Origin of the sequence: Thalassospira australica, from assembly GCF_044790785.1 — a bacterium.
Taxonomy (GTDB): Bacteria; Pseudomonadota; Alphaproteobacteria; order Rhodospirillales; family Thalassospiraceae; genus Thalassospira; species Thalassospira australica_A.
Map to the genome: position 1 here is coordinate 3,610,750 of NZ_CP085258.1, position 13,905 is coordinate 3,624,654.

14 protein-coding genes are annotated in these 13,905 nt (G+C 56.6%); 6 read left to right on the forward strand and 8 right to left on the reverse strand.

All coding sequences use genetic code 11. From position 1 onward, the window contains the following. Nucleotides 1-67: 67 nt before the first annotated feature. Nucleotides 68-877 carry a substrate-binding periplasmic protein gene (locus LG297_RS16910; protein ID WP_404422305.1) on the reverse strand — a complete coding sequence of 270 codons (810 nt, stop codon included), beginning with the start codon at nt 875-877 and terminating at the stop codon, nt 68-70. 102 nt (nt 878-979) lie between these two features. Beyond that, entirely contained in the window at nt 980-1,813 is an 834-nt protein-coding gene (locus LG297_RS16915; protein ID WP_404422307.1) for a methyltransferase domain-containing protein, read from the reverse strand. Between the two features lie 155 nt (nt 1,814-1,968). Here LG297_RS16915 and gloB point away from each other — a divergent pair, with 155 nt between their 5' ends. After that, nucleotides 1,969-2,739: a hydroxyacylglutathione hydrolase gene (gene gloB, locus LG297_RS16920; protein ID WP_404422309.1), complete on the forward strand. Its 771-nt coding sequence runs from the start codon at nt 1,969-1,971 to the stop codon at nt 2,737-2,739. Between the two features lie 14 nt (nt 2,740-2,753). Here the strand turns inward: gloB and LG297_RS16925 are convergent, their stop codons facing one another. Further along, on the reverse strand, nt 2,754-4,001 hold the full coding sequence (locus LG297_RS16925) for an ROK family transcriptional regulator (RefSeq protein ID WP_404422311.1): 1,248 nt from the start codon (nt 3,999-4,001) through the stop codon (nt 2,754-2,756). 223 nt (nt 4,002-4,224) lie between these two features. Between LG297_RS16925 and LG297_RS16930 the strand changes: the two genes are divergently transcribed. From LG297_RS16930 to LG297_RS16945, 4 genes are all read left to right on the forward strand, one after another. Next, nucleotides 4,225-5,253, forward strand: coding sequence for a sugar ABC transporter substrate-binding protein (locus tag LG297_RS16930; protein ID WP_404422313.1), 1,029 nt, complete (start codon nt 4,225-4,227; stop codon nt 5,251-5,253). A gap of 179 nt (nt 5,254-5,432) precedes the next feature. Continuing rightward, the gene (locus tag LG297_RS16935) at nt 5,433-6,515 is read left to right on the forward strand and encodes an ABC transporter permease (RefSeq protein ID WP_404422315.1); all 1,083 of its coding nucleotides are present in this window, start codon (nt 5,433-5,435) and stop codon (nt 6,513-6,515) included. Then, complete coding sequence (locus LG297_RS16940; RefSeq protein ID WP_404422317.1) at nt 6,512-7,300, forward strand: ATP-binding cassette domain-containing protein; 789 nt, start codon at nt 6,512-6,514, stop codon at nt 7,298-7,300. Before LG297_RS16935 ends, LG297_RS16940 begins: the two co-directional genes overlap by 4 nt. 4 nt (nt 7,301-7,304) lie before the next feature. Then, nucleotides 7,305-7,931 carry a nucleoside triphosphate hydrolase gene (locus LG297_RS16945; protein ID WP_404422319.1) on the forward strand — a complete coding sequence of 209 codons (627 nt, stop codon included), beginning with the start codon at nt 7,305-7,307 and terminating at the stop codon, nt 7,929-7,931. A gap of 87 nt (nt 7,932-8,018) precedes the next feature. On the opposite strand, the gene phbB is transcribed toward LG297_RS16945, so the two are convergent. From phbB to LG297_RS16960, 3 genes are all read right to left on the reverse strand, one after another. Next, entirely contained in the window at nt 8,019-8,741 is a 723-nt protein-coding gene (gene phbB, locus LG297_RS16950) for an acetoacetyl-CoA reductase (RefSeq protein WP_404422321.1), read from the reverse strand. Between the two features lie 250 nt (nt 8,742-8,991). Continuing rightward, nucleotides 8,992-10,164, reverse strand: coding sequence for an acetyl-CoA C-acetyltransferase (locus tag LG297_RS16955; protein ID WP_404422323.1), 1,173 nt, complete (start codon nt 10,162-10,164; stop codon nt 8,992-8,994). A gap of 238 nt (nt 10,165-10,402) precedes the next feature. After that, entirely contained in the window at nt 10,403-10,864 is a 462-nt protein-coding gene (locus LG297_RS16960) for an Lrp/AsnC family transcriptional regulator (RefSeq protein ID WP_404422325.1), read from the reverse strand. Between the two features lie 168 nt (nt 10,865-11,032). Between LG297_RS16960 and LG297_RS16965 the strand changes: the two genes are divergently transcribed. Next, a complete protein-coding gene (locus LG297_RS16965; RefSeq protein ID WP_404422327.1) occupies nt 11,033-12,001 on the forward strand; it encodes a nucleoside recognition domain-containing protein in 969 nt (322 codons plus the stop codon). Here LG297_RS16965 and LG297_RS16970 read toward each other — a convergent pair whose 3' ends face one another. After that, nucleotides 12,002-13,078: an alpha/beta fold hydrolase gene (locus LG297_RS16970; protein ID WP_404422329.1), complete on the reverse strand. Its 1,077-nt coding sequence runs from the start codon at nt 13,076-13,078 to the stop codon at nt 12,002-12,004. Then, nucleotides 13,059-13,871: a hypothetical protein gene (locus LG297_RS16975; RefSeq protein ID WP_404422331.1), complete on the reverse strand. Its 813-nt coding sequence runs from the start codon at nt 13,869-13,871 to the stop codon at nt 13,059-13,061. Before LG297_RS16975 ends, LG297_RS16970 begins: the two co-directional genes overlap by 20 nt. Between the last annotated feature and the right edge of the window lie 34 nt (nt 13,872-13,905).

Here is a 13,905-nt window from a genome sequence, read left to right on the forward strand (position 1 = left end):
CCGGGAAACCGGCGGTCTTTTTTTTCATAGCGGGAATTAAGACAATGGATAAACCGGAATAGGAAGCCTAGTAGGCGAAATAGTCCGTTACCAGCCGGTCGATTTCGCCGTTTTCTTTCATCTCGCCCAGAATACGGTCAAGATCGTCGGCAAATCTGTCGCGATAGGGCCATTGGCCATCGGGGTCGGGGCCGAATGCGACATAGCCGAATTCGCGCGCGATAATCGCAACTTCGTTAAACTTCCGGGCGATTTCGGGGGTTATGTCAAGTTCCCGTAAGCCCGCAAGGATGGCCATGCGTTCATTGACATAGCAATCGACCCGCCCGGCCATCAGAAGTCGCAGATTACTTGCTGTCGTGTTGGCTTCTTCAAGCTGGATATCGCCCTGCTCCACCATGGTGAAAAAGGCAGGCCCCGCCAGCCGATATCCGGCATTATTGGCAAATTTCGCGCCTTTGAGATCCTGCGGGAAATGATCGGGCGTGTGGCTACGGACATATTCATCGTTGCAAATCGCAACCACGGTTTCCTGCAGGATCGGCACGGAATACCGTTCGATCCAGTCGCGATCACCACGACGATAGGGCGGGAAATAGCCGATGATCTGCCCGGATTGAAGCATATCCATGCCCCGTTTGAACGGCATGGCGGCAAAAGTCACGTTGTAATCGGGTAGTTTGGAAAATGCCTCGCGCAGAATGCGCACATAAATCCCGGCGGGCTGTATGCCATCTTCGAGATAGGCATAGGGGACGTTGTTTTCCTCGCCGAAAAGTTCGACCTGTATCGGCTCCTGCGCCGAGGCCCCGCACGATAACAGTGATATGAACGCGGCCCAAAGCCACGTTCCCCTTTTCCCAATCCCGTTATGCATTGTCTATTTTCTTGTTTTTCCCTGCACCACGATGGTGCCAGGCCCTGTTGCGTCTTTCCTGCGAGTGCCAAGTTTGACATTTCGCGATTGCAACAGCAAAGGTCAATCCCCGGCAGGACAGCAATCTGATTTCCGCGAGGGATTATCGGCGGGGATATCGGGGATTTCATCGCAGGTCAGAAGCTTGCCCTGATGGCTTTGGTTGCCATCGGCCGGACGCAAGGGCGGGACCGATACCGGAATATGCACCAGCCGGCGTTTGCGCGCCGGGGTGCCGGTACTGGCATATAGCTGTTTGCCGGCTTCGACGATGGAAACCCCTGCAAAGGCCTTGAACAAACGCGACCCGACATTTTCGAAGGCCTGCGACCAGCGCAGCAAGAACCGGCTTTGGGTCGGGGGAAGGAAAAGTGCTCTGCTGTGCTGCACGGGCAGAAACATGTTTTCACGCATCAGGTTTTGAAGCTGTGACACGCTATAAGGATGGCCAAAGCCAAAAGGCGTATTTTCCGACCAGCTCCAAAGCGAGCTTCGGTTGGGTGTGACCACCACGATCCGGCCATTGGGGGTTAATACCCGCCAGCATTCGCGCATCAGGCGGCGCATGGAATCGGAATGTTCGACCAGATGCACCAGCAGGATACGATCCATCGAACTGTCGGGCAGCGGCAGCATGGTTTCTTCGGTCAGGGCAACGTGATTATCCTCGCCAACCGGCCAGTGCACACAGCCCTGCGGGGCGGGCATGAAAGCCAGAACGCGTTCCGCCTCGCCCATGAAGGGGCGCAGATAGGGCGTGGCATAGCCGAAACCAAGCACACGCATCCCGCGCACGTCCGACCACATGACGCGCAAGCGGCGGCGGATCAGACGACGGGCAGCCTGTCCGAGGCTTCCGGCATAAAAACGGTGAAGATCAACAACATCCTGACGCATGAAAAGCAGCCTAGCATCGAGTGATACGGGCGGGAACTTATTTACACCTGCATGTTCCCATAGAAGCGCAAAAACTTTCCGCGATGCGTGATTGTTTCAAGAAGCTGCAACCTGATAGGCTACCGCAAACTTCATTTACATATGTGAGGTCGGCCATGTCCGCAGGCGATGTCTTTGTCATTCCGTGTCTTTCCGATAATTATACCTATCTTGTGCGGTGCCATGAAACTGGTACGACCGCGATTGTCGATCCGGGCGAGGCAGGCCCGGTTATCAGCGCCCTTGAAGATCGCGGCTGGACGCTTGATCTTGTGATCAATACCCATCACCACAACGACCATATCGGCGGCAATGCGGAACTGATCACCGGATATGGCGCGAAACTGATTGGCCCCAAGGCCGAAACCATGCGCATTCCCGGTATGGATCAGAAGGTCGCCGAGGGGGATGAGGTGATGATCGGTGCCCTTGCCGGGCAGGTGTTTGACGTCCCGGGCCATACCGGCGGGCATATCGCGTTTTATTTCCCGGCGGTATCTGCCCTGTTTTCGGGTGACAGTTTATTTGCGTTGGGTTGCGGGCGGTTGTTTGAAGGAACGCCCGATCAGATGTGGCAATCCCTACAAAAATTTCGCAACCTTCCGGGCGAGACGCTGGTGTATTGCGGGCATGAATATACCCAGTCCAATGCCCGGTTTGCCGCAACGATTGAAACCGGCAATGTGGCGCTTAAGGCGCGCTGTGCGGAAATTGATGATCTGCGGGCACGCGGCATCCCGACCATTCCATCACGCATGGACAAGGAACTGGCAACCAACCCGTTCCTGCGCGCCGATCATGCATCGGTTGCACGCGATCTTGGTATGGAAGGCGCAAGTCCGACCGAGGTTTTTGCCGAAATTCGGGGGCGAAAGGATCGGTTCTGACGATCCATCCCCGATCAGGCCATCTGTTTGAACAGGACGTTTTGATCGAGAAGGTAGCGCGAAAACAGCGGCAGGCTGGCGGCTCCGATGGCACGTGCGGCACTGCCGACTGCCCCCTGTTCGATATGGGGGGGAGCGATGCCCTGCAGGTCGAGCCTGAGGGTGGCCTTGCGCGTGGCATCGACGATTTTGGCACAGACATCGGCGGGGAAGCCGCCATCGACAATCACGGCTTCGAAATCAATTACCGAGCAGACCGAGGTAATGGCAATCGCCAGGCCGCGCGCAGTGTGATCGATCCAGAGATCAAGGGTCGGGCCAAGCTGATGCCAGTAATCGGGGTTCTTCCATAATTGGGCGGGATCGCGCCCTTCGCGGGTCAGCATTTCTTCGAGCACGAAGATGGATGCCTGATCGATCAGCTGGCTGGGATGGCCGGATCGCGAGGGGACAGGCATGGAGCCAAAGGCCCCGGCATTGCCGGTTTTACCGGCATAAAGCGCCTGATTGAGCACCACGCCACCGCCAATGAACGAACCGATAAAGAAATAGGCAAAGTCGGAATAATTCGGCCCGGCACCAAAGACCAGCTCAGCCCCGCAGGCCGCCGTGGCATCGTTCTGCTGAAACACGGGGAACGGCACGATTTCGCCGATGGTGTCGATCAGATCAACTTCGCGCCAGGCGCTCATATCTTCGGGCGGGGCGCCGACTTCCTCGACCCAGTTCCATAATTCGAACGGGGCGGCAATGCCGATCCCGGCGATACGCTGACGTTGGGCAGGCGACAGGCGGCGCGACAATTGTTCGACAGATGTACGGACGAATTTGCGCATGCCGTCCGGGGTCGGATATTTATAGGCTTCGTTCAGGCTGGCGCGCACCGTGCCGACAAAATCCATCAGGATCAGTTCGGCACTGCGTCGCCCGATTTTAAGTCCGAAGGAAAAAACACCATCGGGATCAAGCGCCATCGGGATCGATGGTTTGCCGACCTTGCCGCGCACCGGATCACCGCGTTTAAGCAGGCCATCCTTTTCCAGGGCGCGCATGATCACGGAAACGGTTTGAGCGGACAGCCCGGAAAGACGGGCGATATCGGCCTTGGACAATCCGATATTGCGACGCACCAGCGACAGGACCAGCCGTTCATTATAGGCGCGCACGCGCAACTGGTTCGCCCCGCCGCCCGGATGAAGCGGACGTGCACCCTGCCCTTCATCCCCGGCAATATCCGGGTTGGTATACAGTGAAGCTGTCATTTTAATCCTCCCACTCGGGTTCTTTCTTGCCCGAATGGGTTTAAGAGTGACAGGATTAATTAATAAATCAATCGGATTTATTAATTGACAGCTTCAAGCATTTGGTGTGTCGTAGGCAACAGACAGGCACAAAAGACGTGCGTAACGATACGTTCTACCTGTCGCAAAATGAACAAATCCGGCCAAAACGGCCGAACATCAGGTTATTCCTGGGAGGAAACAGATGAAAAAGACTCTTCTTGGCGCCACCCTTGGCGCGCTTGCACTTGGCCTTGCGGCTGCACCCCACGGGGCCAAAGCCGATGAAATCGGTGCCTGCCTTATCACCAAAACCGACATCAACCCGTTCTTCGTGAAGATGAAGGAAGGGGCGACTGCCGCCTCGCTGCATCATGGGGTCGAGCTGTCGACCTTTGCCGGCAAGATCGATGGTGATCATGAAACCCAGGTGCAGGCGATTGAATCCTGCATTGCATCGGGGGCGGAGGGCATCCTTCTGACCGCGTCAGACACCAAGGCGATTGTGCCGGTGGTCAAAAAGGCGCGCGATGCCGGGCTGCTGGTGATTGCACTTGATACTCCGCTTGAGCCGATTGACGCCGCCGATGCGACCTTTGCCACCGATAACTTCAAGGCAGGCGAATTGATCGGCCAGTGGGCCGCCGCCAAGCTCGGCGATAAGGCCGCGGATGCGAAAATCGCGTTTCTTGACCTGACGCCAAGCGCACCATCGGTTGATGTTCTGCGCGATCAGGGCTTCATGAAAGGGTTCGGGATCGACATCAAGGATCCGAACAAGATCGGCGACGAAGACGATCCCCGCATCGTTGGCCATGACATCACCAATGGCAACGAGGAAGGCGGCCGCAAGGCGATGGAAAACCTGTTGCAGCGGGATTCCGAAATCAATGTCGTTTATACCATCAACGAACCGGCTGCTGCCGGTGCCTATGAGGCGCTGAAATCGTTTGGTATGGAAGACGGCGTTCTGATTGTGTCGGTCGATGGCGGTTGCCCGGGTGTTGCCAACGTCATGGATGGCGTGATTGGTGCAACCTCGCAGCAATATCCGCTGGATATGGCATCCAAGGGGATCGAGGCGATCAAGGCCTGGGCCGAAAGCGGTGAAAAACCGGCCAATACCGAAGGGCTTAACTTCTATGATACCGGGGTTAACCTTGTGACCGGCGATCCGGCAGAAGGCGTTCCGTCGATTGGTATCGATGAAGGCATGAAACGCTGCTGGGGCTAAGCCCGGGCAACGCGATTGATATTCGAGGAGGGCGGTCATAAACGCCGCCCTCTTGTCCCACAAAAAGGTTACACTTGGTCTGTGTCCCAAGCCCGTCATCAGAGCGGGCGGGACCGATTGCTGAACTGCTGTGCATGACTTTACGCACCCATTGTTCACGACCAAGCCGGGAGGAAGCGATGAGCGAAACTGCTCGCACATCTCGCAAAAAGCAGGAATACGAACAGACGCTTGACGCCAGTGACAAGGCGGTTGCGCAGTTCGAACACAAAAACCGGAACTTTCTGGATGCCACGCAACATTTCCTGCATGGCAATCCGACGATGGTACCGGTGATCGTCCTTGTCATTTCGATCATCATCTTTGGTGCACTGGCGGGATCGAAATTCTTTTCGCCGTTCAACCTGTCGCTGATTGTGCAGCAGGTTTCGATCATCGGCATTCTGGCTGCCGCCCAGAGCCTTGTGATCCTGACTGCCGGAATTGATCTTTCGGTCGGTGCGATCATGGTTTTGATGTCGGTCATTATGGGGCAGCTTGCGATTACGCTTGGCGTTCCCGCCCCGCTTGCCATCCTGATCGGGTTTGTCGGCGGTATTCTGGCCGGGATGCTGAACGGGTTTCTGGTGACCCGGATCAAATTGCCGCCATTCATCGTGACACTGGGCACGTGGAATATTTTCTTTGCGCTGAACCTGTGGCTTTCGGGCGCGCAATCGATCCGCAGCCAGACATTGGATGAAATAGCACCACTTCTGAAATTCTTTGGCGAAAGCATCGCCATTGGCGGGGCGCGGATCACCTATGGCTCGGTCCTGATGCTGCTGATTTTTGCCGTGCTTTGGTACATCCTGAACCATACCAGCTGGGGTCGGCATGTTTATGCGATTGGCGATGACAAGGAAGCCGCCGAGCTTTCAGGCATTCGCACCAACCGCACCCTGATCACGGTTTATGGCCTTGCCGGACTTGTCTGCGCGATTGGCGCATGGGCATCCATCGGACGGGTGGGTTCGGTTTCGCCGCAAAGTTTTCAGGAAGCCAATTTGCAATCGATTACCGCGGTTGTGATCGGCGGCATTTCGCTGTTTGGCGGGCGCGGGTCGATCATTGGTCCGTTGATCGGGGCGCTGATCGTTGGCGTGTTCAATTCGGGGCTTCGGCTTGTCGGGGTTGATGTTCTTTGGCAGGTGTTTGCAATCGGCTGGCTGACGATTATTGCCGTTGCAATCGACCAGTGGATCAGAAAGGTATCGTCATGAGCACGGATAAAAAACCTGTCCTGACTGCACGCGGTATCGTTAAACGCTATGGCCGTGTGACCGCCCTTGATCACGCGGATTTCGACCTTTATCCCGGTGAGGTTCTTGCTGTGATCGGTGATAACGGTGCGGGGAAATCATCGCTGATCAAAGCCCTTTCAGGGGCGATCACGGTGGATGAAGGCACCATCGAGCTTGATGGCAGGCCGGTGCATTTTTCTTCCCCGATGGAAGCCCGCGAGGCCGGAATAGAAACGGTTTATCAAAACCTTGCGCTTTCGCCGGCCCTTTCGATTGCGGATAACATGTTCATGGGGCGCGAGCTGCGCAAGTCCGGTTTTATGGGCAAATATTTCGGCGCACTGGACCATAAGGGCATGCAACGGATTGCGCGTGAAAAGCTTACCGAGCTTGGCCTGATGACCATCCAGAATATCAATCAGGCGGTCGAGACACTTTCGGGCGGGCAGCGTCAGGGGGTTGCAGTTGCCCGCGCGGCGGCCTTCGGATCGCGTGTGGTGATCATGGATGAACCGACCGCGGCACTGGGCGTCAAAGAGTCCCGCCGGGTGCTGGAGCTGATTGAAGATGTCAAATCGCGCGGCATGCCGATTGTGCTGATTTCGCACAATATGCCCCATGTGTTCGAGGTGGCGGATCGCATCCATGTCCATCGTTTGGGTAAACGACTATGTACCATCAATCCCGATGATTACAGCATGTCCGATGCGGTCGCCTTCATGACCGGTGCCAAGGAACCACCCGAAATATCTGCGGCAGCCTGAATTCATGACGCCGGATATCGACACCCTGACCGCGATGATCAGGGACAGACAGATTGGTGATCGACGCCTCCTTGTCGCGATCGCCGGGGCACCAGCCTCGGGCAAGTCAACCTTGTCCGAACGGCTTCATCGCCATCTGGGGGGTGATGAAGCCGGGGCTGTTGTCGTGCCGATGGATGGCTATCATTTCGATGATGCCATTCTTTCCGCGCGCGGCTTGCTGCCGCGCAAAGGGGCACCGGAAACCTTCGATACCGGCGGATTCAAACGCACCCTTGAGGCTATCCGCGCCGATGATGACGATGTTTATGTCCCGGTATTTGACCGCCATCTGGAACTGTCACGCGGCTCGGCCCGATGCGTTTCACAAAGCCATCGTATTGTGCTGGTCGAGGGTAATTATCTGTTGCTCAACCAGTCGCCGTGGAACCAGTTGGCAAGCCTGTTCGACCTGACGGTGTTTCTTGAGGTGCCGAAAGATATTCTCGAACAGCGACTAATCGAACGCTGGTTAAACCACGGACATGATCCGCAATCGGCGCGCGTTAAAGCTTCTGGCAACGATATACCCAATGCCCGAACGGTTGCGCAAAACAGCATCCCGGCCGATATCACCATTTCTGTTTGTTGATCATTCGAAAAGCATCTTTCAGAAGCCAAAACACCCCGCAGCAATCCTGCGGGGTGTTTTGATGAGTTTGAACGCAAACAACTGCGATCAGAACATATGCTGCCCGCCATTGAGCGACAGGCACGAACCGGTGATGAAGCCGGAATTCGGGCCGCACAGGAACAGCACCGCCTGTGCGATTTCCTCGGCCTCGCCCAGACGGCCAACCGGGATTTTGGCGATGATGCCTTCCAGAACCTTTTCAGGAACGGCGGCAACCATGTCGGTATTGATGTAACCCGGCGCGATGGTGTTGACCGTCACACCCTTGCGCGCGACTTCCTGTGCCAATGCCTTGGTAAAGCCATGCACCCCGGCCTTGGCGGCGGAATAGTTGGTCTGGCCGAGCTGACCGGCCTGACCATTGATCGACGAGATATTGACGACCCGCCCGAACCCGCGTTCGCGCATGCCCTCAAGCACCGGCTTGGTCATATAGAACAGCGAGCTTAAATTCGTTTCGATCACCGAATGCCAGCTTTCAACAGACATCTTGTGCATGAAGCCGTCCCGCGTAATGCCTGCGTTATTGACCAGAATATCAACCGGCCCGACTTCGGATTCCACCTGTCGTATGCCATCTGCGCAGGCATCGGCATCGGCAACACTCCATTTGAAGGTCGCAATGCCGGTTTCCTCGGTGAAGGCGCGTGCGGCGTCATCATTGCCTGCATAGTTTGCAACAACCGCATGGCCCGCTTCCTTAAGCGCCAGGCTGATCGCCTTGCCAATTCCGCGCGTGCCACCGGTTACCAGTGCCGTTTTTGTCATGGTCGCCTCCCTAAACTTCAGTCATCGAATTCATGTATCGGTATCCCGTAGTTTGCCCTTCTACGACATGCGAAATTTTAATCCACAAAACTAATTATAAACGTAACTTTATTTCCCATCTATGATCCATGTCACGTAAAATGCGTGAACTTTGGTCGAATTTCATCTGCGCCCAAGGGATAAGCAAACAGGGCAGCCCCCCAAAGGAGGCCGCCCTGCACGTTTCATCCAATCAGATGGTTCGAAGCGATCAGCGTTCGACGCACAGTGCGACCCCCATGCCGCCGCCAATGCACAATGTCGCGAGACCTTTTTTGGCATCGCGTTTCTGCATTTCGTAAAGCAGGGTGGTAAAGACGCGTGCGCCCGATGCGCCAATCGGATGGCCAAGGGCAATCGCCCCGCCATTAACGTTAACCTTGTCGGTATCCCAGCCCATATCACGGTTAACCGCAATCGCCTGTGCGGCGAAGGCTTCGTTGGCTTCGATCAGGTCAAGATCACCAACCGACCAACCGGCTTTTTCAAGTGCCTTGCGCGATGCCGGGATCGGGCCGGAACCCATAACAGCCGGATCGACCCCGGCAGTGGCCCAGCTTTTGATCGTGGCAAGCGGGGTCAGGCCGCGTTTGGCGGCTTCGTCGTCGGACATCACGATCAGGGCAGCAGCACCGTCATTGATGCCCGACGCGTTCCCGGCGGTTACCGTGCCTTCCTTATCAAAGGCCGGGCGGAGTTTCGCCATACCTTCGAGGCTGGCACCATGACGCGGATATTCATCGGCATCGAAGACTACATCGCCCTTGCGCGAGGAAAGGGTGACCGGGGCGATTTCATCATTGAAGCGGCCGGATTTCTGGGCGGCTTCGGCCTTGTTTTGCGACGCCGTGGCAAAGGCATCCTGTTCTTCGCGGGTGATCTGCCATTTATTGGCGATGTTTTCCGCGGTGTTGCCCATGTGATAACCGTTGAAAGCGCACCACAGACCATCCTTGATCATGCTGTCGATGAATTTGACATCACCCATCTTGTGGCCAGCACGCAGATTGGCAACATGCGGCGACATGGACATGTTTTCCTGTCCACCGGCGACAACAATTTTGGCGTCCCCCGCCATGATCTGCTGGGCGGCAAGCGCAACAGTACGCAGGCCCGAACCACAAACCTGATTGATAACAAAAGCGGTGGCACTATCGGGAACACCTGCGGCAATGGCCGCCTGCCGTGCCGGATTCTGTCCGGCTCCGCCGGTCAGGACCTGACCGAAAATAACCTCGTTTACGGCATCCGCCTCGACACCGGAACGTTCCAGAGCCGCCTTGATGGCAACAGCGCCAAGCTCGTGTGCCGGGGTATTGGCCAGCGAACCGCTAAACGCGCCGATTGGTGTGCGTGCGGCACCCACTATTACGACGTCTGTCATGAAACCCTCCGATTATATCCTGAATACGTTTTTCCCTGGATTCGGGGCGATCCCGTTTGGTCCACCCAGCAATCCTTTTACGATCTTATCGCGACGCAACAAAAAGCCAAGCATTGATACGCACCACTTTCGGACAGTTTTGTTTCCGCGAAACAGAAGCATCCGGCTCATCTTTTGCGTGCGTCCCGGTTGCGAAAGTCTGTAACGAACCCGTTTCTTCATAGTTTGCCCGAAAAAGCTATAACGCAACCCCGATTTCATCCTTTAATACTTCTGTCGCGATATAGGTGCGATACCAGACGATATTGTCATCGGCATCAAACAGGGTTTCACAAAGTGCGGTATATTCCGCCATGTCGCGCATATAAAGAACCAGCACACCGGTCACCTCTCCGGTGACAAGATAACATTGGCGAACCGCATCAAGGTCGCGGACTTTTTTGATGAAGTCCTGCCGATAACGGTTTCCGTGACGGTGAAATTCCAGATTGATCACTGCGGTTAACGGCCGCCCGACCATTGCCGGGGCAATCACAGCCACGGTTTTGCGAATGACGCCCGCCTCGCGCAGTTTGGCGACACGGCGCAAACAGGCCGAGGGCGACAGGCCAACATGACCGGCAAGGGTTGCATTCGCGATATCCGCGTTTTCCTGCAATATCGCAAGTATTTTGGTATCGATACGGTCAAGGTCGGCCAATATCTGCAACTCCGAAGCGCAACGTGATAAAATTACGCTGTATTATTGCATAAAAGCACGTGATTTCGCTGCGTAATAATACGATGGTTATGCGAGGATGCGCATCGTTAAAAGACTGCCCCACATATGCCCCTCGTACCACCCAAGAAGTCCGGAACCTCGCGCCCCATGTATCGCTATTTCCTGAATTTGTTAAACCGCAGCCAGCGTTTGTTCATCACCCTGATCAAGGTCATGTTGCCGGTGATGATTGTTGTGCGCATCGCCGATGAATTCGGCGCGGTTGCCTTTGCCTCCGACCTGCTGTCACCTGTCATGAGCCTGATCGGGTTGCCGCCCGAAGCCGGTCTGATCTGGGCGACATGTGCGCTGGTCAGCATGTATGGTGCGGTGGGTGCCTTTATCGGGTTATCCGCCCATCTTGATATGACAGCCGCCCAGCTAAGCGCGCTTTGTGCGATGATGCTTTTTGCGCATGGGCTTCCGGTCGAACAGGCGATTGTCAAACGGGCCGGGGCAAGCCTGATGGCGACCACGGCCCTTCGGCTTGGCGCGGCGGTGTTTTACGCCGCACTGGTCACATGGATCAGCAACACCACCGGCTGGCTTTCCGAACCGGTTGATTTTTCATGGATGGCAGGTGGTGAAACGGTTGTGGCCGCCACCGGCCTTGATGGCTGGATCGACTGGACCATCCAGACAATCAAATCGCTTGTTGTGACCTTTGGCGTGATCGTCGGATTGCTGGTGCTGCTTGATATCCTTGAAAAAACAGGCATTACCGAGCGCATCACGCGCGGCATGATGCCGATCCTGCGGGTTTCGGGCCTGTCACGCGAGGTCGCACCGGTCACGACCATTGGTGTGTTGCTGGGCCTGACCTACGGCGGGGCGCTGATCATTGACGAGGCGCGTAAAAAGAACTTCCCGCCGCGTACCCTTTTCCTATCGCTTTCGTGGCTGTCGCTGTCGCATTCCCTGATCGAGGATACGGCGATCATGCTGGCCCTTGGTGCGGATATCTGGGTGGTTCTGGTCGGGCGGGTGATTTTGACATTGCTGATTATCGCTGCCCTCGCCCGTCTGACCCTGCGTTGGCAAACCAAACCGTTGGCGGCACCCGAAACCGGCTCCTGATTATTTCGTTTCCGCCAGCCAGTCGAGCACCGGTCCCCATGTTGATTTTTCGGCGCGCGATCCGACCATCATGCCGATATGACCGGCCGATGGGTGCAGTTCCGTACGCACATCGTCGGGTAAGGATGCAAACAGGGCCTGCGCGCTTTCGGGCGGGACGATCCGGTCATTTTCCGGGATGACGGCAAGTGTCGGGCAACTGATATCGGCCGGGTTGATATCAATGCCGTCGATCTGCCATTCACCCTTGGCCGGCTTGTTTTCAACATACCAGCCGATCAGACAATCAATCGCCACCCGGCGGGTTAGCGGCACACCGTCATTGAGCCAGTCTTCAAGTGCGACAAAATCATCGGCCTTGGCCGAATTGGCGGGGATGGATGCAAAGCGGCGGAACTTTTCACCGATCATGAAAGGATCGAGGCTGGCAAACAGGCTTTGCAGCACATCGACCGGCAGACTGTCATGGATCGACAGCATATGGGGCAAGGACGGCGCAAAGGCCGCCGCAATACGCCCCTGCGTCGGGCCGGCCGCCATGAAATCCCACGGGGTGGCCAAAAGAACAAGGCGCGAAACCTGTGCCGGGTCCAGCAAGGTTGCGGCCAGTGCCAGCACCCCGCCCATGCAATAGCCGATCATCGGCACCGGTTCGCCATTCATGTCGGCGAGGTCCTGAAGGGCGGTGACCAGACGCCCGGCGATATAATCATCAAGGCCGTAATTGACCTCTTCTTCACCGGGATAGCCCCAATCGACCAGAAGCGGGCGATAGCCGGCCTTGGCCAGAAACCGCGCGAAGCTTCGTTTTTTGTTCAGATCAAGGATATAGCCGCGATTAACAAGCGACGGCACCAGCACGACAATGCCAAGCGGGCTTCTGGCTTTGGCGCCTTCGACCGTGCTGTAATCCAGAATGCGGGTTGCGCCATCCTGCCAGATCACCGGCGCATCATCGGCCCCGCGTTTATAGCCGTGTTTCTGATAAGCGCGCACACCGTCATGAAAGGCCGACTGGCTGGCAAAAGCGACGCGATCAAGAGCCTGGGCGATATCGTCAGGATGATGTTTTTCCATCTCCGTCAGCAGGGTCTTCGCCCGATCCTGCAGTTCCGGCCTCCAGGGCAGATATTGTTTCCTGAAGATCGGCAATGCGGCGCGCGAGCTCAACCAGCTCGTCATCTCGACTGCCAGATGCATCGCCAGCGGCCTTGGCCAGGCCCGACGATTGCTTGCCCGTTTGGGCGGGTTTGTCCGGTTCCGGTTTTGCGCGCTCATCGTTACCCTGCCCCGTTCTGGTTTTGCTTTTTCCGGTCGTGTTCCTAGCGGTTTTGGTCTTCTTGCCGGCTTCTGCGTTCTGGTCTGCCTCGGCCGGTTTATCCGCACCGGTCATGCCTGCAATGCCAGCCATATTCGGCGGGAAAGGCGAACCGGGAGGAAACCCGGGCATCGCCATGCTTGACATCTGACTGAACATGGCGGCCATGGGATTGGCTGCCGGGTCCATCGGCGTGCCCTTCATCATTTCCGGGATCGTTTCGGGTGTCATTCCGGGCATCATTCCAGGGAAGCCGCCCGGAACAGCGCCGGGAAAAGCACTGGGAAAAGCACCGGGTTTCTGCCCGGTTGCCAGTTGCCCGATCAGCTTGCCCCAGGCTTCGAACCCCTCGCCGATCCGTGATGTATCCGCCCCCAATGACGCATAAAGCCGCCCGATGGCGCTCGCCGCGTCGGCACCGTCGGCCGTGCCAGCGACCTGTTCGCGCCAAAGCGCCATGAATTGGCGGGCCAGATTATCCAAATGATCATCAAGATCGGCATCGGGCAGATCGTCGGGATCCTGATCCTTTTTCGCCCCTGTTCCGGACACGGTTGCTTCCCCTGATTCTGGTTCAGATCACGCA

Bases quoted from the DNA above. Each gene is read 5' to 3' on its own strand.
- LG297_RS16910 (WP_404422305.1), bottom strand. From the start codon at position 877: ATGCATAACGGGATTGGGAAAAGGGGAACGTGGCTTTGGGCCGCGTTC.
- LG297_RS16915 (WP_404422307.1), bottom strand. From the start codon at position 1,813: ATGCGTCAGGATGTTGTTGATCTTCACCGTTTTTATGCCGGAAGCCTC.
- gloB (WP_404422309.1), top strand. From the start codon at position 1,969: ATGTCCGCAGGCGATGTCTTTGTCATTCCGTGTCTTTCCGATAATTAT.
- LG297_RS16925 (WP_404422311.1), bottom strand. From the start codon at position 4,001: ATGACAGCTTCACTGTATACCAACCCGGATATTGCCGGGGATGAAGGG.
- LG297_RS16930 (WP_404422313.1), top strand. From the start codon at position 4,225: ATGAAAAAGACTCTTCTTGGCGCCACCCTTGGCGCGCTTGCACTTGGC.
- LG297_RS16935 (WP_404422315.1), top strand. From the start codon at position 5,433: ATGAGCGAAACTGCTCGCACATCTCGCAAAAAGCAGGAATACGAACAG.
- LG297_RS16940 (WP_404422317.1), top strand. From the start codon at position 6,512: ATGAGCACGGATAAAAAACCTGTCCTGACTGCACGCGGTATCGTTAAA.
- LG297_RS16945 (WP_404422319.1), top strand. From the start codon at position 7,305: ATGACGCCGGATATCGACACCCTGACCGCGATGATCAGGGACAGACAG.
- phbB (WP_404422321.1), bottom strand. From the start codon at position 8,741: ATGACAAAAACGGCACTGGTAACCGGTGGCACGCGCGGAATTGGCAAG.
- LG297_RS16955 (WP_404422323.1), bottom strand. From the start codon at position 10,164: ATGACAGACGTCGTAATAGTGGGTGCCGCACGCACACCAATCGGCGCG.
- LG297_RS16965 (WP_404422327.1), top strand. From the start codon at position 11,033: ATGTATCGCTATTTCCTGAATTTGTTAAACCGCAGCCAGCGTTTGTTC.
- LG297_RS16970 (WP_404422329.1), bottom strand. From the start codon at position 13,078: ATGGAAAAACATCATCCTGACGATATCGCCCAGGCTCTTGATCGCGTC.